Here is a 20,420-nt window from a genome sequence, read left to right as displayed (position 1 = left end):
TCCACATGGCAGCCTAAAGTCAAAAACGCCTATCAGTCGCCTCGCCCTGATCGAGGACAACCTGTTGAAGCTCCACACCTAGGTCACTATCGGGGGGCCTTAAACCTGAACAGCTCCATCGTCGCGGCTGCTGCGGAAGCAGGAGCTATCACTGGGACCCGTACTGGTGCTTGTCAGCCGCTGAGCCGCTACTTCGTCTTAGGAAGAGCATTGTCCTTGCCAAAAGCCGGCCAGTATTTCGAGATTGCCAGTGTGGCGCCGGCTGAAGAGAAATGACCATAGTCGAAATATAAAAACTCTCCTCTATCGAAATAGGCGCAGCGTCCTGCGCTGCACAGGAATTTCAGCGGATCGATGAATGTGGCGCCTTTGGTAAATGAGCGCACACGTTCGTTGACGTCGGGGTCCATCGCGATCGGCCAGGACGTATCGTCCAGATTTTGGCGCTTGGCGAAGAACGCAATTTTCCGGACGTCAGTTGGGAACTGCGGAGACTGGCCGATGACAAACACGCGCACGCCCAGGGCACGAAGCGTAGCGATTGTTTGCTGAAGACCGTCGAAACCTCTGACCTCATAGTCACTCCATCTACCGCTGAGGATAACCGTCTTGATGTCCGCTTCCAAGATGACGTCCAAGGCCTTGCGATTGAACCGGACACAATCAAGACGATCGTACGGGTAGTAATAGAGTATCGGCGCGCAGCTGGCGTACGTATATTCAACGATGTTCGCCTGCAATCGATTTATGTTAGCACCCAAGCCGGAAACATAGTGCGCGGCGAAGGAGTCGCCCCACAAAAAAACCGTTGTTGGAAAACCGCTGGTGCGCGTGCAATCCTCCATATTCCAGCTTTCGATCCGGCTGGTGCCCTCGTTGAAACAGATGCCATTCCTCCAGTCCCCGACGGAAATGCGCCGCTGGACATAGTCCGGAAACCGTTGCGGAAAGCCGTTGCCGAGCGCCCCCGCCGCTCCGCCGGCACAAAGGACAACGATCGCGAGCGCTGAAAAGGCGAAGATAGGCCCCGGGGAGGTGAAGGCCCTCTTCTGTCGAAACGGCTGCTCTACAAACTTCCAGGAGAATGCAGCCAATGCGAGGCTTGCCACCAACATCGCACCGGTCATCAACGGATCGAGTTTTTGGAACGAAAGATAGTGCGCGAACGCATTGAGAGGCCAGTGAACAAGATACAACGAATACGAGATGAGCCCAATCCAGACCAGCGGCCTGACTTCGAGCATGCGGGTGGCGACCGTCGAGGGGGTATTTTGGCCAACATAGATCAGAAGGGCCGTTCCGATGCATGGATACAAGGCGTTGTAGCCTGGGAACGGATCACTCGCCGAAATCGCGAAGAACCCGATGGCGAGAAGGCCAAATCCGGCCACCCCCACCGACTCCATCAGGAGTCGGTTGCCCAGCGGCGAGGGGCATTTGAGCATGAGCAGGGCGCCCAACATGAGTTCCCAGATTCGGGTCGGCAGCAGATAGAATCCGGCGGTGGGTGCCAGCGATGTCGCCATCACCGCCACTACGAAGCTGCAGAGAATTATCGGAAGAAGTGTCGTCAGCCAGCGCTTCCCGATGTAGCGATAGATTAGGAACATCAGGATTGGTGCGAAGATGTAGTACTGCTCCGCTACGGAAAGCGGCCAAGTGTGCAACAGTGGTAGAAGCGCGGCATCGATAGAGAAGTAACTTGACGTTTTCCAGAAGAAAACGTTCGACCAGAAGGTCGAGGTAGCTATGATGCTAAGACTGAATCCGCGCAGATCCGGTGGCAGAAGAATGAACAATGCCGCAATGCAGGTGAGAAGCATCACAAAGACGAGCGCCGGCAGAATGCGCCGGGCACGGCGCCAGTAGAAGTTGACGATGGAAAATTGGCCGCGTTCAAGGTCATCCAGGAGGCTTCCGCTGGTTAGGTAGCCGGAGATGACGAAGAAGATATCGACCCCGCTAAAGCCACCCGGGATCGCCGAAATTCCGAAATGAAAGAGTACGACCGGAAGTACAGCAACGGCCCTAAGGCCCTCGATATAGCGCCTATATTGCATCCAGCGGTTCCTTTTATTTTAGATCAGGACGCGATTGGAAGCTTTCAATCTCCGGTAGGAGTGCTGCCGAGATAAGGGCGGTATCAGCCACCTTTATCCGTCCCGAATGTTCTGTAAGTTGCAACTGGTACAGAAGCACGATCGCCATCGCCGGCCTTGACGGCCTGATTGTCGAGCAGATCGCGCGGATCGTTGACCATCACGGCCAGGTTATGTCCTGTCGAACAACCAAGCGGCTGTTTGAAGGATTCTTCATTGGGTAAGGCACCATATGAGGGACAGACCGGCGGACGGGCGTGATAGACAATCGCCTCAATTCGCACTGAGCCGGCGTCGTGTTGATCGCGCAATTGAATGTTGTCTTCTTCGATTGCCAACTGCCTGGCCTGATGGGCTACCCCTGCGCTGAGCTGGGGCGAACCGCTGATGAGGAGGTGGATGGCATCGAACCGGCCGCGACTGGCCTTGTCTAGGAAAACACGCAAACGCTGCCGTTCGGAAGCGCGCAGGCTTTGCAACGTCAGGACGGTGGTCTCCTCTCGGACAAGCATTGGTGCCGATGGTTCGACATCAACTGGCGTAGTGCTTGTGCAGCCACTTACGCTTGGTGCCAGAGCGACAAAGAGGATTATAAAACGCAACATCTTTGGATGACACTATTCGATGATGAAGCCGAGACCGCCCTGGGCGCTTGGCGCGCCCGCACGGATAGCAGCGCGGTCTCGCGGGGGACTTGTCACGGAATTCGTCGGAGCGCCCCCTCCGTTCAAAGCCGGTGCCGCCCGCTCGGTCGGTGCGCTCATCTGGTTTGGGTTGGAGCCTGGTCTTACAATGTAAGGCGTAACTAGAATGACCAGTTCTGACTCCTCTTTTTGAAACGAGGTCGAGCGAAAAAGCGGTCCCAGGATCGCCAGTTCTCCGAGCCAGGGAAAGGCCCTGACATCATTGTTGACGTTCCGCCTGATTAGACCGCCGATTGCGAAGCTCTGGCCGCTGGCGAGTTCGACGACCGTATCGGCTCGGCGCGTGGAAACTGCCGGCACGGAAATTCCGTTGATTTGCACGGCACCTTGCGTCGACAGTTCACTGACTTCGGGCGTTACGTGAATGTTGATTTGATTGTTGCTGAGAACTGTCGGCACAAATTCCAGACTGACGCCGAAGTGACGGAATTCAACCGATACCTGCCTGTTTTCCTGCAGGACAGGAATGGGAAATTCGCCGCCCGCGAGAAAGCTGGCCTTTTCACCCGACATAGCGGTGAGGTTCGGCTCAGCCAGGACGGAAGCTATATGCTCCTTGGCGAGCGCGTCGAGAACCGCGCTGACGTTGACGGCACCGTTGTCGAATCCGATTTCTGCTGTACCGCCACCCTGGGTTGAACCAGACCCAGCGCTTGCAGCGCTTCCGCTTAGAACGCCCACTTTGAAATTGCCGATTTGACCGAAGGCGGACAAGTTGACGCCGAGTGACTTCATGGCGCTGCGTGAGACTTCGGCTACGCGCACGCTGAGGTTAACTTGCAGGGATCCAGCGACCTTGATGTTGTTGACGACTTGCGCTCCGTCGCCCAGATATTGCTCAGTGACTCTTTTTGCGGTGTCGGCGACCTCTGCGTCGGGCGCCGTCCCGCTAAGGATTGCGCCGCGCGGCGTATAGTTGACGCGGATGGGATAGTCGCCGACCTGCTCCCGCAACATGGCGCGTAAATCCCCGATCGGTTGCGTGACAACGATACGCAATTCGGCGAGAGGCTCGCCATTGCCATCCAAGGCGAATAGGCTGGTCCGCCCCGATTTCTTGCCAAAGACGAAGATTGTTTTGCTCGATGGCGCCTGAAAATCCGCGATCGTGGGGTCAGCAACAAAGATGGTCGTGGCTGGCCCGGGCAGATGAACGGTCTCCCCGAGCGAAGAGGAAAGGGTCAGCGTGGCGTTGATGCTATTCGAAGCCGCATGCGGCGGGCCTTTGTCCTGCTTGTTTTGCGCCGCGACACCAAGTGGGAAAGTCACAATAAGCGCGCAGAGGAGATGGCCCAGGTAACGGGGCACTGCAGGTCTTGTAACCTTGTTGGCGATCGCCCGCCAATTGAGCGCAGCGCAAGGATGTTGAAGGATCAGCAAAATAGATCTTCTTTCGATTCGACAAACTATGCGGACGAGGCGTCAGTCAATTCTAGGATGTAACCAATGCCTCGGATGGTCTTGATCCGTGGCGTTGCACCTGATCTGGTCAGATGTCCCCGTAAACGATAAATTCCGACTTCAAGCGCGTTGGCAGACACGTCGTCGTTGAATGAATAGAGGTGATCTTCCAATTGCGCACGGGGCACGATGCGGCCTGCCCGGTTAAGCAGGTGCTCTAGAACACAGAGTTCGCGACGTGCGATCATCATTGGGTGCCCATCAACGAAAACCTGGCGGGCGACCGGATCAAAGTCGAGATTGCCAAATACGAGCCTCAGGTCGGTCATCTGTGTCGCCCGGCGCAGAATGGCTCTCATTCTGGCAATAAGCTCATCGGTAGAGATGGGTTTGAGCAGAAAGTCGTCCGCACCACCGTTGAAGATCGCAATTCGCTTATCGAGATCGTTAAGGCTGCTCATAATGACGGCAGGAACTGAATGCCCGTGGGTCCTCAACTGCCTCAGCCAACCCAAGCCATCGCCATCTGGCAGAGCCAATTCCAGCAGGAGAATTTCATAGCTGGCGCAAGAAAATGCACTCGAAGCCAGTTCCAGAGTACCAACGACATCAACGACGAAGCCGCCATCCCCGAGCGCAAGTCGCATGGCGCGCGCAAGATCCGCATGATGATCCACGAGCAGCGTTCGCATTTCATCTCCTCTCGAAGAGGGACGGCCCATCGAACGCGTCACCGGCGGCCATCTGATCGGAGCACACGGCGCGCAACTCGTCGCAGCTCTCGGAACTGGTCCGAGTCGGAGGGACATGCAAGTCGCTCGGTGGCAATAGGCGCGGGTGAGGACCAACTGACGGGCTCAAATACGCCGGTCGGCGAACCCACGAGGCCAGCAACCCGCGTGCGATTTCTCGTTGCATCATCTCTCCTACGTGCAGCCCCTGCGCTCGCAAGGCAGCGTCGCGGCTCAGAGCCCGATTCCCACAGAGGGTAGGGTTAGCTTTCGAGAAACTGATTGAACAAATCGATTATTTGGATCGAATGCATCCACGGTATGGATGCAGCGCACCATCTTCAACGACTGCGGCGTCCTGATGCACTGTTGTGTCTGTCGTGCTCTGCTTTTTTCGCTGTCCTTCAAGGCTGGCGAGCCTGGTGGAACCTGCGCGTCATTGGCTTGGTAGCTTGAATGCTCAACAACGGAGCGCCCTGCGCAAAGCCGCTCTCATTTCCAAAAAGCCTTGCAATCTGGTTGGAGCACTTCGCGCTCGACACCAAAATAGGCGAGGAAAACTGACGTCTGACAGGGATGTACATGCAACAGCCGATTTGCGGCACCAGCAAACGACCGCGTTCAGGCTGAAGATCGACGACCAACGGCTCCTCGATTTCCGCACTTTTACAAGCTCTTCCTGTGCGGGCGGATGCCGGCAAACAGCAGCACAGGGTCAGCGAAACCGGGAGCGGGCCTGCTTGATCGCCATGATCACATTGCCGCTGTCGCGCGTGCGGAGCGGAATGCAATCGGTCCAGCCGGCGGCAATCCGGTCAGCACCATCGTCTGCACGAAGCTCCCTGACGAAGACGTGCCCGAATGCGCTCAACAAAGCCGGGCGGCGGATCTTTCCAATCGCCGAAGGTGCGGGCTGGCACCGAGCGGCGAACTGCGAACTCATTCCTGCCCGGCGGCGCTGGCCGCCGCGAGCGTCGATGCGGACCCAGCCGCTCCGAATCCTCCCACAACACGATGAGCGCGTCGCGGACATCGCTGCCGTAACAGCGGCTGCGGCTCTTGCCCGCAGACGGCCTCTGCTCACGACGGTTCATAAGACGGATCGCGCGCTTGCGAATAATAGCCGGTTACCGCCTCGAACTCATCCAGAATGCGCCGCTTGTCAACGCCGCAATAAAGCTCCACGATCGCCGCTTCACCGTGTCGCCATGCTGAGCCGCGCCATCCTTCCCCCGAACCGGAATGGCACGACCTGTCCATCCCCTTTGGAACAGGACACTATTGGTAACATTTTGCTTGAGGCAATGCGGCTCGTTGCCTTCCTTTTCGCTGACCGGAAGGGTACCGGAAGTCGTCTATCGCATCTTACCCGCTGAAAGCGGCAACACCTCGACCTCAATCGCAGATCATAGGAAATAGACGATCGCGTCGGGGCCTCAGCATCGGTTCACCGGGTTTCCGTCATCGACTGAAGCGAATTGCCCCATCGACCGTCACCGGGTGGGCCGCGATACGTCGCCGTATATGATTAGCGAGCGCACGTAGCGGAGCCATAGCTCTCCACCCAGCCATGTTCCCCTAGTTGGAAAATGTCCGGCGGACCAGAGGTGCTGTCGTCAGCTTTTCCTGAATAGCGGCCAAGGCAATCCCTACCAGTCCATCACCACCTTGCCGGAACTGCCGCTCTTCATCGCATCGAAACCGATCTGAAAATCGTCGATGCCGATGCGGTGGGTGATCAGGCCGGAGACATCCAGCGGACCCTGCACAAGCGCGATCATCTTGTACCAGGTTTCGAACATCTCGCGGCCGTAGATGCCTTTGAGATGCAGCATCTTGAAGATGACCTTGTTCCAGTCGATCTCGAAGCCGGTCGGCGCGATGCCCAGAATGGCGATCTTGCCGCCATTGTTCATGGTGTCGATCATGTCGCGGAAAGCGGGGGCGGCGCCTGACATTTCGAGGCCGACGTCGAACCCCTCGGTCATGCCGAGCACCGGCATGACGTCGCGCAGCTTCTCCTTCGAGGCGTCGACGACATGCTGGACGCCGAGTTTCTTGGCTAGCGCCAGCCGCACCGGGTTGATGTCAGTGATGACCACTTTGCGCGCGCCGACGCATTGGGCGACGAGCGCGCCCATGATGCCGATCGGCCCGGCGCCAGTCACCAGCACGTCCTCGCCGACCAGATCGAAGGACAATGCGGTGTGGACGGCATTGCCCAAGGGATCGAAGATCGCGGCAATCTCATCGGGCACATCGTCGGGGATCGGCACGACATTGTGCTGCGGGATCGCCAGATACTCGCCGAAGGCGCCTGGACGGTTGACGCCGACGCCGAGCGTGTTGCGGCACAGATGCCCTCGCCCGGCGCGACAGTTGCGGCAATGGCCGCAGACGATGTGGCCTTCGCCCGATACACGCTGGCCGACCTTGTATTCGGTGACCGCTGCGCCGAAATCGGCAACGGTGCCGACGAATTCATGGCCCGTCACCATCGGCACCGGCACCGTCTTCTGCGCCCACTGGTCCCAATTGTAGATGTGCACGTCGGTGCCGCAGATCGCCGTCTTCTTGATCTTGATCAGCACGTCGTTGGGGCCGATTTCCGGCACCGGCACCTCTTCCATCCAGATGCCCGGTTCGGCCTTGGCCTTCACAAGCGCCTTCATCATGTTCGACATCAGGATTTCCCTATTCCGTGATTGCGCTTCTGGCGAGATAGCCTGCACAACGGGAAGGTAGGCCACTAACTCGTTTGAACGTCCGGAATGGTCAGCCCCGCCTGCTCAGCCTCGCGGCGCAAATTCTGACGGGGCCTGGGGCCGATCTGCTGGATCACCAATCCGGCTGCCAGTGAGCCAAGGTCGCCGCAAGTCTGCAGGTCGCGGCCTTGCGTGTAGCCATGCAGGAAGCCGGCGGCATAGAGATCGCCGGCGCCCGTCGTGTCGACCAGTTCCTTGATGGCGGTCGCCTTGATCACCACGGTCTCGTCGCCGCGCACGATCACCGAGCCTTTTTCCGAGCGGGTGACGGCGGCGATCCGGCAATCCTTGCGGATCTGGGCCAGCGCCTCGTCGAACGACGATGTCTGGTAGAGCGACTTGATCTCGTGGCTGTTGGCAAAGACGATGTCGACCGTGCCCGAGCGCACCAGGTCGAGGAATTCGTCGCGGTAGCGGTCGACGCAGAACGAATCCGACAGCGTCATCGACACTTCTCGGCCTGCCGCGTGCGCCAGCTTCGCCGTCTGGCGGATTGCCTCCTTGGCGCGCGGCGGGTCCCACAGATAGCCTTCGAAATAGGTGACCTTGGCGCCGGACGCCTTGTCGGCTTCGACATCCTCAGGGCCAAGCTCGACGCAGGCGCCGAGATAGGTGTTCATCGAGCGCTCGCCGTCGGGCGTGACGAAGATCATCGAGCGCGCCGTCGGCGGCTCACCCTTGAGCGGCGTGGTGCCGAAGGCGACGCCCTGCGCATGGATGTCGTGGGCGTAGATTTCGCCCAGCGCATCGTTGGAGACCTTGCCGAAGAAGGCCGCGCGGCCGCCAAAGCTGGCGACGCCGGCCGCCGTGTTGCCGGCGCTGCCGCCGGACGCTTCGATCGCCGGGCCCATGCGGCTGTAGAGCAGTTCGGCGCGTTGTGTGTCGATGAGGTTCATCGCGCCCTTGATGATGCCGTTGGTCTCGAGGAATTCCTCGTCGCACTGGGCGATGATGTCGACAATGGCATTGCCGATGCAAAGCACGTCATAATCCGGCATCAAAATCTCCGCCAAAACCCGAGCCGGCTTCTTGCCACGCCGGCCGGGCGTGGTCTCGCGAGTTGAAATGGGTTGCCGCATGCGCTTGATCCAGCCGCCCTCACGCAGCTGCCGGTCCGGCTTCACGCAGCAAATCGTCAGCTTTGTCCGTCTTCTCCCAAGTGAACTCAGGCTCTTCACGCCCGAAGTGTCCGTATGTCGCCGTCTTGCGGTATATCGGCCGTAAGAGATCAAGCATCTTGATGATGCCTTTCGGTCGGAGATTGAAAACCTCGAGAACAAGGCGCTCGATCCTTTTTTCCTCGATCCTTGCGGTTCCGAAGGTATTGACCATGACAGAAACCGGACTGGCCACGCCGATCGCGTAGGCAAGCTGAACCTCGCAGACCTCCGCAAGGCCGCTGGCAACGATGTTCTTCGCGACATACCGGGCGGCATAGGCCGCCGAGCGGTCAACCTTGGATGGGTCCTTGCCCGAAAAGGCACCGCCGCCGTGACGCCCGGTCCCACCGTAGGAATCGACGATGATCTTCCGTCCTGTGAGGCCGCAGTCGCCGGCAGGCCCACCGACCACGAACCGCCCTGTTGGGTTGACCAGAAATCTGATCCCCGAAGTATCCAGGTGGGCCGGCAGGACCGGTTTTATGATCTCCTCAATGACGCCTTCGCGGACCGTGGCTTGTGAGACCGCTTCGTCATGCTGCGTTGACAGGACTATGGTATCCAGCGCCACCGGGCGGAGCCCTTCGTAGCGTACCGACACTTGAGATTTCACGTCCGGACGCAGCCAGCCAAGCTGTCCCGCTTTCCGGACCTCGGCCTGTCTTTTCGTCAAATGGTGAGCGAGTTGGATCGGCAGGGGCATCAATGTATCCGTCTCGTTGCATGCGAATCCAAACATGATGCCCTGATCCCCTGCCCCTTGCCCGAGATCCTGCCCTCGTCCTTCATCAACGCCCTGGCTTATGTCGGGCGACTGCTCGGTGAGGGCCAGAACGACGGCGCAACGTCGACCATCAAAGCCAATCGCATCATCGTCGTAGCCAATATCGAGTATCGTATCGCGGGCGACTTGGCTGTAATCGATGTGGGCATGGCTGGTGATCTCGCCAGCCACAACGACCATCCCCGTCTTCACCAACACTTCACAGGCGACGCGCGCCTTCGGATCGGTGCGCAGGACCGCATCGAGAATGGCATCGGAGATGTTGTCTGCCATCTTATCGGGGTGTCCCGCGCCGACGGATTCGGAAGAGAACACGAACTGCCTGGTCATAAAAATGCCCTCGCTTCAAGTGCTGGAGTTAGTGAGGAGTTTCTGGATTGGGGTGGCTTATCGGTCGGGGATGCCGGGAACATCGAACGCAGTGCAGAAGTCGGCAACGTCTCTTCGTACGCTCGCATGAACTTCCTGGTCATCGGGCTGGCGGCAGACCGAGTCGATGAAAGCGGCGATCTGCACCATCTCCGTTTCGCGCATGCCCATGGACGTCACCGCTGGTGTCCCTAAGCGGATGCCGCTTGTCAGCGCCGGATGCCGCCGGTCGCCCGGGACCATATTGAAATTCGCAATGATGCCTGCACGCGATAAGCGCTCCGCATAGGCTTTGCCTGACAGCGACCGGTCCCGAAGATCAAGGATCAGCATGTGATTGTCAGTGCCCCCGGTGACGAGTTCATAACCTCGCTCCAGAAGTGCCTGGGCCAGAGCCTTGGCGTTGTGGACGATCTGCTGACCGTAGACACGAAAGGACGAGTTCGCTGCTTCCTGCAAAGCGACGGCAAGCGCGGCGATAGTATTCATATGCGGTCCGCCTTGCAGAAGAGGGAACACGGCGCGGTCTATACGTTTGGCCAGATTGTGTTTGCTCTTCGGATGATGGAGGGGCTGATAACGGTCTTCATTCCTTGATAAAATGAAGCCACCCCGGGGACCGCGGATCGACTTGTGAGAGGTGCTGGTGACCACATCGCAATGGGACACGGGGTTCGGATGCACTCCTGCGACAACCAGGCCGCAGATGTGGGCGATGTCAGCCACCAGATACGAGTTCACCTCCGAAGCAATTTCGGCCATTGCCGCGTAGTCAAAAATACGCGGATAAGCAGTTCCGCCGACCCAAATTAGCTTCGGGCGTTCCCGCTTGGCGGTCTCGCGCAAGTGGTCATAGTCAATTTGCTGTGTCTTTTCGTGCAGCCTGTACGGGACGCGCTGATAATCGCTGCCGGAAAAATTGACGGACCAACCGTGAGTCAGATGGCCGCCTTCGGGTAAAGGCAAGCCCATGACTTTGTCACGGGGGCTCAAAAGCGCGCGATAGACAGCCTGGTTGGCTGGCGAGCCTGAATAAGGCTGGACGTTGGCATGTTCACTGCCAAATAGCGCTTTCAGGCGCTCGATCGCGAGGGTCTCAAGCTCATCGACGATCTCGTTTCCGGCGTAGTAGCGCGCACCGGGGTATCCCTCGGCATACTTGTTGGTGAAAATCGACCCGGTCGCTTCCAACACCGCCGAGGAGGCAAAGTTCTCGGAGGCGATCAGTTTGAGAGTTGTCCGCTCCTGACGCTCCTGTCTTAGAAGCAGTTCGTGAACGCGGGAGTCGACGGCGGCTAAGTGAGGCCGCCCGTAAGTGTCGGGCTGCGCGATGGCGCCGCCGGCGGAGTTATCCATGGTAGTCGCGCTCCATTTGGACTGATCTATTTCACGATCAAGCAGGCGGTCCCTTCAACCGCGCGTCTTGTATTGCTTCCAGGCGTTGTAGGTCTCTTTTATGATGGCCATCATCGTGGGGCAGGAGATCGACCACCAATTGAGCCAGCTCGCCATCCTTGCCTCCTGCTTGCATATGGTACGAAGACTGCGGACGTTGTTCGTTGCAGCAAAGAAAGTTGGCTCTGACCAGCCGCCGAACGTGGCGTCGAACCTGCTCGCGAGGCAGACCGGTAATATCGGCCAGCTCGCCGACGGTTAGATCCGCATGCGCGCAAAGGCCCAGGATTCGAAGGCGATCAAGATGCGCTGCCGTCCTTAGGCGATTTACCAGTGTCAACATTGGTTAGCATCAACCCGGACGGGATGCAGCAAGCCGCTAGCCCTTCTATCCCCATCAATCCGCATGAGACCTCTCTCGTCATTTGCTGTAAATCCGCTGGTATGGATGCTAATGGAAGATAGATCACAGTCCTTTCTACGACTAAGACGCCAGATATTGGGGCTAATGTACCACCTGACAGGAGACTACACTCACGAACATTATGTGAATTTTTTTTAACGTTGCTGAGAATCAAGGGGGAGGTTTGGCGAATGTCTCGCCGTCGACTGTCGAATCCTGCCCGACGGGATTATAGGGTGCGTAGCCTGCTTGTCCTTTCCACATGACCAGCGACGATGGGGCGAAGGCGGCAGACATAGCTCTGGAGCATGCTGCGGTATCTTTGGCCTGAAGCCGAGGAAGGCGGACCGTGGCTTCCGCGCCGCTGCCGGGAGCCCGCGAACAGGCCAAGTGGATCAGCCGGGTGTTGCCGTCATAGAGCGTGAGACCCAAAGCTGGCCAGCCGCGCCCTGAGGCTGACGCACCGCTCAGCGTCCACCTTGCTCTCGAAGCCCATCGGCATAGCGCCGATAACGACTTGACCGCGTGCGTGTCGACGAGCGATCGGTGAGCGCAAGGATCGAGGGTGCAGTGCAGGATAATGCTGTTTTAAATCAGCGCTGTTTTCAGCCGACTGCCTTGAGCGTGGCACGAGGATATAGGCCCAAGGCAGGAGATCATCGTCTGCTGTTCGGGAGGCCGCCCTGGGCGCGCGACAGCCGTTCCTTCGGCTGCGCCGCTCCGCCACCATCCGCGCCGTGCCTTCCGGAGACCATTCCCGCTACCGGCCGGCGCCCGTGAAAACCTCGACCCGGCGCACCGGCTCGAGATGGCTGGGCTCAGCGTAACTCTGAAGTCGTCATATACCGAAGTCTTCACAGACTTCGGACATCCCCCTCACAGTCCGATCCAGATGGCGTCAGGAACACCGCTTGCGTTGATGCGGATGAACCCCTGCTTGTGCCACAATGACCCTTATGTCAGCGCGCGAGCCAAAGCTTCCGCGCAAGGCGACGGCTAGGATAAGGCAATGCCGACGAAGGGCACATTGCTTGCCACACTCTGGAATGATGGCATGCTCGGAAGGCCTAGGCTTTGCTCAGGGCCGCCTGCAAGGCGCGCTTTGAGGTTATTCACATAGCCTTCTGCGTAGTCCTGCGCCGTCGAGACCGAAAGATCAATGCCTGCCGCCAAGGCCTCTTCCATCAGGTGCTTTACGAGCCCATTTCGAATGGCCAGCTTGACCTCGGGGCCTGCGATAAGGCCGATCGCCTGCGCGGCCATATTGAGGCCAGCTTCCTCCAGCGCTCGCTTCATATCGCCTCCGTTAATGGCCGTACGCAGGAGATTGGCTGCTTGCGACTCAGCCTCGAGAACCATCGAGGCAAGATCGGCTACTTGTCCGAGGCCCGGAATGAAGCTGAGCAGTCCCACCGCCGTTGCCGCCAAGTCGAGCACTTTCGTCTCGATTTTGAGCACGGAGTCGACGACGTGCATGACGGCCCCGCCGTTCTTTTTGGCTGACTTAATGTCAGGCTGGTCCATCAGGCCCATCTTCATGTCCGCGACGGCATTCTGCTCTTCTGCGGTTTGGGCGCCGTGGGTGATTGGCTGCTGAACGTTGCGGTTCGCAGACGACATGTTTGTGCAAAAATGGGCAAAGTCTTTTTTGCTGATATTGCCGGAATCAACCGTATGCCCGCCGCCAAAGTCGAAGAATTTATGATGGGTCTTATAGCCCGTGATCGAATTGTTCAGGAGGCCAAACAAAAGAGGATCTGAAAGGAGCTGAGAGGCTGCTTCCCGCACTTTCGGATCAAGGCTCTTGTCGTCTTTCATTTTCGCCAGTTTGTCGCGAGTCAGAACACCGCTTCCAAAGAACGTGTCCTGATGGTCCTTGATCATCTCGACCGTATTCAGCTCAGTTTGCGTGAGGCTCATCGACGATGAGGCGACTTGCAGGAAATCCTCTTTGTGCATCTTCCCTTTCGAGCCACCGCACAACTGGTTCCAAGCATCGGGGTGATCGAGGAAATATTGCGCCGCCGCAATGACCTGGGGCGGAAATTTGCCGTTTTTCGATTCGCCGCCGACCATTTTCTTGAACTCATCCAGACTCAGGTCCTTGGACAGATTTTCGGAGTACCGGTAAAACTCCCGCAAGGCATCGCTCAAGGTCATGACCGAAGGCTGCAAACCTCCGCTGCCGTCGGATGGTATGTAGTTCTGCTCGTAGCTTCGCGCTTGGGCTTCCTGAAATGCAGCAACTTGTGGGTGGTGGTTTGAAAATCCGGCCAAGTCCTTGGCGTTGATCTTGCCTCCACAGCGGCCGTCGCCCTGCGAGCCAATCGCATAAAAAAGTCCCGAATCCTGCTGCAGTCCCTGGATCGCCGCTTTCAGATCCGGTGGCGTAGAGGGATCATTGGCTTTGTCGGTCAACGACTTCCAAGTAAGCGGGCATTGGTCCTTGTGACGGTTGAGTACCGCAACAATCTGCAACTCAGCCGTGGTCAGCGACCCACCGTTCCACGTGATTCCGGGGCTCGGCCTGGGAGCCGGCTCGATCTTCGGAGTGACGCCGAGCAGATGTTGGGCTTCAGTCGCCTTGGAGCGTTGCGATTGGTCCTCCTTGAGAGCCGCCCTCATATTTGGCGGCAGCAGATCCAGTGGGTGTTGCTCCAAGCCATTCAATGTCAAGACATCCGGTGCCAGATGGCCCAAAGGGTCCTGCCGCAATTTATCCATTGTCGAATCAAGATTCGACGCTGGCAGATCCCCTTGCGCGAAAGAGCCGGGCTTGTCTGCCAGCACACAAGTGGACAGCATCGCTTCGAAGCACGATGCACTTTGCTGATGCTGGGTCGCAAAATGGGAAACTTTCAGGCCCGGCCAACCCCTTGCGGACTGTAGCGAATTTGAGCGGTAGAAAGTTGAAAGATTACTGGCCGACATTATGCATCCTCAGACGTGACGTTGAAATCCCCACAAGAGACCCCGACAGAAGATCCCTTGCGTTTCACAAAATTCGACAATTCCAAGCGTCGGCAGGTCACGAATGCGCCTGCCCTGCCTTCAATTGCTGTGTTCCGGGCCGGCTCCAAGGTTCGGTCCAACACAATGGCCGGAGTCACCGCGAGAGCTGCCGGGACTCATCATGAGCGGATTAGCTTTCGAGAAACTGACGAGTTTGCGAAGAGTTCACAAAGGGGTAGCCGCAGTCATGTTCTTCAGAGCTGCGGGAAATCCTCAATGTTCATTTCTTGCCCAGCTCAGGCTTCCCGCCAACGCTATCCTGTTGTGGGATGTCAGAAGAATAAGAAGCATCCGGTCGTCCGTCGCGAACGACCGTAGTGGAGGAGCCGCGAAACAAGATCAGCACTGATTCCTTTGGCGTTGCCGCTATGTGAGTCTGCGCCTGCGCCTGCGCCACCAAGCCGTTAAAGGTCTGCTCCACGAGTGCGACGAAGCGCGGTGGACCGGAAACGAAGACGAGGCCATTGCCTGGCACGGGTTTGACCACATAGCGCTCGTCGGAGATATCAAGCTTGTCGAGAGCCCCCTTGAACGCATCGAAGCGAATCGACGTCATCAAAAGCATTCGAGTTTGCGATTCTTGTGCAGCAGACACATAGAGCACAAGGCCGTCATAGTACCATTGTAGACCGTAAAGGTTCGTCAAGCGGTCGAGGAACGCGCGCGGTGGCAAATCAGGCATACGTCCGCGAATTCGCCCCTTCACCGCAGGACTGATGTTGACCCTGATATTCAGGTTGTTGCCGAATTCCTGCAACGCTGCAGCGAGCTCCTGATCCAGAACCGTGTATCTATAGGGTGTCGCCGGAAGGGACAGCGGGACTGCATGCGCCGGGTGAATCCCGGTGGACAGAAAAAACCCGGCACAAAGAAGTCTCAAAACATGCAGGGTGACGGGTTGGATAAGCGTTCTCGGCATGTCGCACTGATAAACCAAACGCTGAAATCATCACAAGTGACTAAATTGCCGAAGAGATTTTAGATTGTCGAAATGACGCCGCCGTTAGTCAGCTTGTTGTCAGCTTGCCCCCCTAGGAGTGTTGCGCCGACACCGGGTGATGAATGGGCGGGGCTCGCCCGGTCAGAGAGAGCAACCGAGTCCTTACATGATGATGCCTGTCACGTCGATCTCTGCCACTCTAACGGCTGGCCTCCCCAGGGTCGGATCACCGTCGATTGTCGAGCAGGCCCAGTTTGAGCGCGCCTTAGGGCATGCAGCCGACTCGCTGAAAAACGATGCCGCCGCGGGGCCAGCGAGTGCGGCGCCAGTTGCTGCGGCGATGGATGTTCAGCGCGCGGCTGCGCCGACGAGCGGCATGGGCGATCGCGTGTTGCAGACGATTTCCTCCCTATATCCACACAACACTGTTTCCTTCCCCGCGCTCGACCATGACATAGCCCTTTCGAAGGGCGCTCTACCGGGACCGGCGCAGAAGCTTCCCGTTCCAGGTGAGGCGGGAACCGGAATCTCGGGCATTCCCCAACAAGGGCAAGACTTCGAAACGATGATGGCTGGTCTTCGGGATGTTTACAACGGCGTCACCCAGGTGGCGCTTATCTCCAAAGGCGTCAGCGGCGTCACATCATCCGTGAATAAACTTTTGAAGGAAGGCTGAACCGCGCGCATGATTGGCTTGGCCGAGGGCGAAATCATGCGTGGCCTGTCAGGGTGGCGGTCGGTTAGACTTGTCATGCTGCCAGTTCTCGTCGCCCTCACTGCTTGCAAAGCCGACCTCTACACGCAATTGCAAGAGCGTGAGGCAAATGAAATGCTCGCACTTCTTGAAGACAACGGGGTCGCCGCGATCCGGGTGGTCGCCAAGGATGGAACCAGCACGATCCAGGTTGACGAAAAGCTGCTCGCCTTCTCAATCAACCTTCTGAACGCCAAGGGGCTGCCGCGCCAATCCTTCAAGAACCTCGGTGAGATATTCCAAGGATCAGGCCTGATTGCCTCGCCGACCGAAGAGCGTGCCCGTTACGTGTATGCCCTGAGCGAAGAGTTGTCGCGGACGATCAGCGATATCGATGGCGTTTTTTCTGTACGTGTTCACGTCGTGCTGCCGCATAACGACCTTGTGCGAGCCGGTGCCACGCCATCCTCGGCCTCGGTGTTTATCAGGCACGACGCAAAAACAAATGTCGCGGCTCTGCTGCCAAAGATAAAGATGCTTGTAGCCGACAGCATCGAAGGCCTGTCCTACGATAAGGTGGAAGTGGTTTTGGTGCCGGTAGAACGTTCCGCACACGAGCAACGGCCCGATCCGACTGCTGTTTTGCCACAAGCATCACTACCTCTTCCTGCGCCACTTCTGGCGACCGTAACAGGTTTTGCCGCAGCCGTATTCGCCGTGGCCTGTTATCTCTTGATCGGCGTTGTTACGCGTCGGCGCAAGCAATCAACCGGCGTTTCCAAGGTCGAGGGGCGCCGGGATGCTTCTGCTGTCGAGGCCATTCGCAAAAGAATGCCTGCAATTGGACGTGGGTGACATCTCATTGCCAATGCCTATACAGACCGCCCGACCTGATGGTCCGCACTTTCCGGGCGCGAGCGAGCTTGCGGCTTCGGCCCATCCAACCCGTCTTGCGGCGCGTCTTGATCCAGCGTTATCGGCCGAAACGTTAGTGAAGTTGCAGAAGTGTTCCAGACTGCATCCAAGGCTGGCAGAATTGCTGGGCAACGATGACGTGGATCTGAACCACATCGGCTGCAGGCCGGACCTTCTACGCGGGCATGATCCATATCGAGCGACCCTTCTTGCTGGTAGTATCTGGCATGCCCGTTCGCTGGTCGCGTTTGTCTCTCAGCCTGAGCTTGCCATCCTTGTTAAACGCATCGGCGTGGATGCACACGCATTCGGAATCCGACACCTGCTGCATGCTGTTGACAAAAGACTGATCTCGGACCCAGAAAAACTCGCTCAGCAAATCGAATACGATGGACACGCATGTCTTGGAGCTTGGCTCCAGGACAGTTCAGCGACCGAGCGTAACCGCGTGCTTCTTCGATTGCCCGAGGGGACTGCCGCGGAGACTCCAGCACATGAGCATTGGACCGCCGCCGGCCAATTGCTTTCACTTGTAGTAGCTCATTTTGAGACAGAGACCCCGGTGAAATGACAGTCGAACTTTCCGAGGGGCCAATAGCGCCGCAGATGCGTCCAGTCGGACCACTGATACCCGCGAGCGAGCTCGAAACCTGGCACAGCGCCGCGCAAGCCCTTGCCGCGGCAGAACGGCATCGGCAGCGCGTTCGAAACTGGGCACGCGCGGTTTACCAGCGGGCGTGGGCGCGCGGCCACATGGAGGGCTCGAATGCAGGCACCGAGGAGATGGCAGGGTTGATTGCGGAGACAATCTCCGAAATCGCGCGACGAAAGGCGGCTCTGGAGCAGGAATTGCCGCAGCTCGTGATGGAAATATTGAGCGATCTTATCGGCGCTTTCGATCCGGGCGAGCTATTGGTGAGGGCTGTTCGTCACGCCATAGAGTGTCAATACAGCGGCGCCGACGTTTGCCTTCATGTTTCTCCCATGCAAGTCGACATGCTTGCACGAGAGTTTGCTCGATGCGACGGCCAGGATGGTCGACCAAGGGTGCGGATCGAGCCCGACCCGACATTGTCGCCGCAACGCTGCGTGCTGTGGAGCGAGTACGGCAATGTTGACCTTGGACTTGACGCCCAGATGCGCGCGCTGCGCCTTGGTTTCGGGACGCTCTGTGAGAAAGGCGAGCTATGAGAAAGCCCGTCCCAGAACATAACGCTGACGCCCACACTCGAGCTCTCGTTCCAGCAATCTCGTCTTTGAGGGCTGCGGCCAAGCGAATTGACACGCGTGCGGTGCGCGGTCGGATCACGCGGGCTATCGGCACACTGGTTCATGCCGTCTTGCCAGACACTCGTATTGGGGAACTTTGCCTCCTAGAGGACCCGCGAACCGGGCTGTCGCTCGAGGCCGAGGTGATCGGCCTGTCGGGTGATGGTGTATTGCTGACACCGATCGGGGACTTGGTGGGCCTATCCAGCCGCGCAGAGGTCGTGGCCACTGGCCGAATGCGTGAGGTGCCCGTCGGCGGCGATTTGCTCGGTCGCGTGATCGACAGTCGTTGCCGCCCATTGGACGGCAAAGGCGAAATCAAGACCGTCGAAACTCGGCCCCTGCATGGCAGAGCCCCCAATCCGATGACGAGGCGCATGATTGAGCGGCCATTCCCGCTTGGGGTCCGTGTCCTCGATGGTCTGCTGACGTGCGGCGAGGGCCAGCGGATCGGGATTTATGGCGAGCCAGGTGGTGGCAAGTCGACGCTGTTGTCACAGATCGTAAAGGGTGCCGCCGCTGACGTCGTCATAGTGGCGCTCATAGGCGAACGTGGACGGGAAGTTCGTGAATTCATCGAAAGGAATCTTGGTGAAGAGGGCCTTCTCCGTACGGTCGTCGTGGTTGAAACATCCGACCGCTCGGCGGTAGAGCGTGCGCAATGCGCTCCAATGGCGACTGCGCTCGCGGAATATTTCCGCGATCAAGGCCTACGCGTTGCTCTCATGCTGGATTCGCTGACGCGCTTCTGCCGCGCTATGCGCGAAATAGGCCTTGCTGCGGGTGAGCCGCCGACGCGACGGGGCTTTCCTCCTTCCGTTTTTGGCATGCTGCCAGGCCTGCTCGAGCGCGCCGGCATGGGTGAGCGGGGCTCAATCACGGCCTTCTATACGGTGCTTGTAGAGGGTGATGGCACGGGTGATCCAATCGCCGAGGAATCGCGTGGTATTCTCGATGGCCATGTCATCCTCTCACGCGCTATTGCGGCGCGATCGCATTTCCCCGCTATTGATGTGCTGCAGAGTCGCAGCCGCGTCATGGATGCAGTCGTTTCGGGGACACATCGCAAGGCAGCATCCATTTTCCGCGAGCTCCTGTCGCGCTATGCCGAGACCGAGTTCTTGATCAATGTTGGCGAATACAAGCCAGGTGGAGATCCCCTGACTGACCGGGCTGTCGCGTCAATCGACGAACTGAGGGAGTTTCTGCGCCAGAGCGAAGATGACGCGTCAGATTTCGAGGAGACGGTCGCATGGATGTCGCGTCTGACCGCGTAAACTGGATTCAGTCTTCGAGTATACGGCTTCTGAAGGAAATGCAAGAGCGTCGTGCCCTTGGCGAGCTGTCCAAGAAGGAAGCCCAGCGCGATGTGGCCGCCTCAGCCGTACAAAATGCCTCTAGGGAGCTTGCAATGATACAGCAACATTGTTCAAGAAAAGAAGCAGCGCTCTATCAGCATCTGATGTCACTCGACAACTTGTCTAGCGCAGCGCTCGACCGTCACCGCCTTCACACTGAACAACTTGCCGCTGAGATCAATTCCAGACGGCAGATGCTTGATGATACCCAAATCGCTCAAGAGGAGGCTGAGATGGCGGCGTCCAGGACGAGGGAGCTATGGGTCATATGTTCGGCGGCAAGGGACAAATGGCAACAAATCGAGGACGACGTGCGGCGCGCCGTCGAGACTCATTCGGAGGCCGCAGCCGAGATCGAGGCCGACGATGAGATACTGCTGAAATATGCGAGGGGGTCGCTTGCCTAAATGCCGCGCAACCG

The 20,420-nt window shown here is 58.3% G+C and carries 18 protein-coding genes; 6 read left to right on the top strand and 12 right to left on the bottom strand.

The genetic code is table 11. The annotated features are described in order from the left end of the window. Window positions 1-188: 188 nt before the first annotated feature. From LB556_RS23725 to LB556_RS23670, 12 genes are all read right to left on the bottom strand, one after another. On the bottom strand, window positions 189-2,060 hold the full coding sequence (locus tag LB556_RS23725) for an acyltransferase family protein (protein ID WP_063169260.1): 1,872 nt from the start codon (window positions 2,058-2,060) through the stop codon (window positions 189-191). A gap of 83 nt (window positions 2,061-2,143) precedes the next feature. Then, window positions 2,144-2,704, bottom strand: coding sequence for a CpaD family pilus assembly lipoprotein (locus tag LB556_RS23720; RefSeq protein WP_063169261.1), 561 nt, complete (start codon window positions 2,702-2,704; stop codon window positions 2,144-2,146). 12 nt (window positions 2,705-2,716) lie between these two features. Next, window positions 2,717-4,183 carry a type II and III secretion system protein family protein gene (locus LB556_RS23715; protein ID WP_082826566.1) on the bottom strand — a complete coding sequence of 489 codons (1,467 nt, stop codon included), beginning with the start codon at window positions 4,181-4,183 and terminating at the stop codon, window positions 2,717-2,719. A gap of 26 nt (window positions 4,184-4,209) precedes the next feature. Beyond that, window positions 4,210-4,896, bottom strand: a complete 687-nt coding sequence (locus LB556_RS23710; RefSeq protein WP_063169262.1) for a response regulator transcription factor — start codon at window positions 4,894-4,896, stop codon at window positions 4,210-4,212. Between the two features lie 754 nt (window positions 4,897-5,650). Next, window positions 5,651-5,878, bottom strand: a complete 228-nt coding sequence (locus LB556_RS23705) for a hypothetical protein (RefSeq protein ID WP_405023112.1) — start codon at window positions 5,876-5,878, stop codon at window positions 5,651-5,653. A 706-nt stretch (window positions 5,879-6,584) separates the two neighbouring features. Next, entirely contained in the window at window positions 6,585-7,619 is a 1,035-nt protein-coding gene (gene tdh / locus LB556_RS23700) for an L-threonine 3-dehydrogenase (RefSeq protein ID WP_063169264.1), read from the bottom strand. Between the two features lie 65 nt (window positions 7,620-7,684). Continuing rightward, complete coding sequence (locus tag LB556_RS23695; RefSeq protein ID WP_063170366.1) at window positions 7,685-8,698, bottom strand: adenosine kinase; 1,014 nt, start codon at window positions 8,696-8,698, stop codon at window positions 7,685-7,687. A 100-nt stretch (window positions 8,699-8,798) separates the two neighbouring features. Further along, window positions 8,799-9,974: a methionine adenosyltransferase gene (metK, locus tag LB556_RS23690; protein WP_063169265.1), complete on the bottom strand. Its 1,176-nt coding sequence runs from the start codon at window positions 9,972-9,974 to the stop codon at window positions 8,799-8,801. Between the two features lie 57 nt (window positions 9,975-10,031). Beyond that, window positions 10,032-11,369 carry a serine hydroxymethyltransferase gene (glyA, locus tag LB556_RS23685; RefSeq protein WP_063169266.1) on the bottom strand — a complete coding sequence of 446 codons (1,338 nt, stop codon included), beginning with the start codon at window positions 11,367-11,369 and terminating at the stop codon, window positions 10,032-10,034. Between the two features lie 37 nt (window positions 11,370-11,406). Further along, window positions 11,407-11,751 carry a helix-turn-helix domain-containing protein gene (locus LB556_RS23680; RefSeq protein ID WP_082826567.1) on the bottom strand — a complete coding sequence of 115 codons (345 nt, stop codon included), beginning with the start codon at window positions 11,749-11,751 and terminating at the stop codon, window positions 11,407-11,409. Window positions 11,752-12,807: 1,056 nt separating this feature from the next. Further along, on the bottom strand, window positions 12,808-14,742 hold the full coding sequence (locus LB556_RS23675; protein WP_024505366.1) for an HrpF/NolX family T3SS translocon protein: 1,935 nt from the start codon (window positions 14,740-14,742) through the stop codon (window positions 12,808-12,810). Window positions 14,743-15,043: 301 nt separating this feature from the next. After that, window positions 15,044-15,742, bottom strand: coding sequence for a secretin N-terminal domain-containing protein (locus LB556_RS23670; protein WP_024505367.1), 699 nt, complete (start codon window positions 15,740-15,742; stop codon window positions 15,044-15,046). A gap of 187 nt (window positions 15,743-15,929) precedes the next feature. Here LB556_RS23670 and LB556_RS23665 point away from each other — a divergent pair, with 187 nt between their 5' ends. The 6 genes from LB556_RS23665 to LB556_RS23640 are packed head-to-tail and all read left to right on the top strand — an operon-like array spanning window position 15,930 to window position 20,406. Beyond that, on the top strand, window positions 15,930-16,439 hold the full coding sequence (locus LB556_RS23665) for a nodulation protein NolB (protein WP_024505368.1): 510 nt from the start codon (window positions 15,930-15,932) through the stop codon (window positions 16,437-16,439). A 9-nt stretch (window positions 16,440-16,448) separates the two neighbouring features. Next, entirely contained in the window at window positions 16,449-17,312 is an 864-nt protein-coding gene (gene sctJ / locus LB556_RS23660; RefSeq protein WP_024505369.1) for a type III secretion system inner membrane ring lipoprotein SctJ, read from the top strand. Further along, window positions 17,305-17,943, top strand: coding sequence for a nodulation protein NolU (locus LB556_RS23655; RefSeq protein ID WP_306462320.1), 639 nt, complete (start codon window positions 17,305-17,307; stop codon window positions 17,941-17,943). Before sctJ ends, LB556_RS23655 begins: the two co-directional genes overlap by 8 nt. Next, window positions 17,940-18,563 (top strand): type III secretion system stator protein SctL, encoded by a 624-nt coding sequence (gene sctL, locus LB556_RS23650; RefSeq protein WP_024505371.1) that lies wholly within the window; start codon window positions 17,940-17,942, stop codon window positions 18,561-18,563. Before LB556_RS23655 ends, sctL begins: the two co-directional genes overlap by 4 nt. Beyond that, window positions 18,560-19,918: a type III secretion system ATPase SctN gene (sctN, locus tag LB556_RS23645; protein ID WP_063169268.1), complete on the top strand. Its 1,359-nt coding sequence runs from the start codon at window positions 18,560-18,562 to the stop codon at window positions 19,916-19,918. Before sctL ends, sctN begins: the two co-directional genes overlap by 4 nt. Continuing rightward, complete coding sequence (locus tag LB556_RS23640; protein WP_063169269.1) at window positions 19,894-20,406, top strand: hypothetical protein; 513 nt, start codon at window positions 19,894-19,896, stop codon at window positions 20,404-20,406. The genes sctN and LB556_RS23640 overlap by 25 nt, the downstream gene beginning before the upstream one ends. The last annotated feature ends 14 nt before the right edge of the window (window positions 20,407-20,420 follow it).

Origin of the sequence: Mesorhizobium sp. ES1-4 (assembly GCF_020164745.1) — a bacterium.
Classification (GTDB): Bacteria; Pseudomonadota; Alphaproteobacteria; order Rhizobiales; family Rhizobiaceae; genus Mesorhizobium.
The sequence above is the reverse complement of the archived record's forward strand: the minus strand, read 5'-3'. Positions and strand labels throughout refer to the sequence as shown.

Excerpts from the sequence above, each read along its gene's own strand:
- LB556_RS23725 (WP_063169260.1), bottom strand. The coding sequence starts at position 2,060 with ATGCAATATAGGCGCTATATCGAGGGCCTTAGGGCCGTTGCTGTACTT.
- LB556_RS23720 (WP_063169261.1), bottom strand. The coding sequence starts at position 2,704 with ATGTTGCGTTTTATAATCCTCTTTGTCGCTCTGGCACCAAGCGTAAGT.
- LB556_RS23710 (WP_063169262.1), bottom strand. The coding sequence starts at position 4,896 with ATGCGAACGCTGCTCGTGGATCATCATGCGGATCTTGCGCGCGCCATG.
- LB556_RS23705 (WP_405023112.1), bottom strand. The coding sequence starts at position 5,878 with ATGAGTTCGCAGTTCGCCGCTCGGTGCCAGCCCGCACCTTCGGCGATT.
- tdh (WP_063169264.1), bottom strand. The coding sequence starts at position 7,619 with ATGTCGAACATGATGAAGGCGCTTGTGAAGGCCAAGGCCGAACCGGGC.
- LB556_RS23695 (WP_063170366.1), bottom strand. The coding sequence starts at position 8,698 with ATGCCGGATTATGACGTGCTTTGCATCGGCAATGCCATTGTCGACATC.
- metK (WP_063169265.1), bottom strand. The coding sequence starts at position 9,974 with ATGACCAGGCAGTTCGTGTTCTCTTCCGAATCCGTCGGCGCGGGACAC.
- glyA (WP_063169266.1), bottom strand. The coding sequence starts at position 11,369 with ATGGATAACTCCGCCGGCGGCGCCATCGCGCAGCCCGACACTTACGGG.
- LB556_RS23680 (WP_082826567.1), bottom strand. The coding sequence starts at position 11,751 with ATGTTGACACTGGTAAATCGCCTAAGGACGGCAGCGCATCTTGATCGC.
- LB556_RS23675 (WP_024505366.1), bottom strand. The coding sequence starts at position 14,742 with ATGTCGGCCAGTAATCTTTCAACTTTCTACCGCTCAAATTCGCTACAG.
- LB556_RS23670 (WP_024505367.1), bottom strand. The coding sequence starts at position 15,742 with ATGCCGAGAACGCTTATCCAACCCGTCACCCTGCATGTTTTGAGACTT.
- LB556_RS23665 (WP_024505368.1), top strand. The coding sequence starts at position 15,930 with ATGATGATGCCTGTCACGTCGATCTCTGCCACTCTAACGGCTGGCCTC.
- sctJ (WP_024505369.1), top strand. The coding sequence starts at position 16,449 with ATGATTGGCTTGGCCGAGGGCGAAATCATGCGTGGCCTGTCAGGGTGG.
- sctL (WP_024505371.1), top strand. The coding sequence starts at position 17,940 with ATGACAGTCGAACTTTCCGAGGGGCCAATAGCGCCGCAGATGCGTCCA.
- sctN (WP_063169268.1), top strand. The coding sequence starts at position 18,560 with ATGAGAAAGCCCGTCCCAGAACATAACGCTGACGCCCACACTCGAGCT.
- LB556_RS23640 (WP_063169269.1), top strand. The coding sequence starts at position 19,894 with ATGGATGTCGCGTCTGACCGCGTAAACTGGATTCAGTCTTCGAGTATA.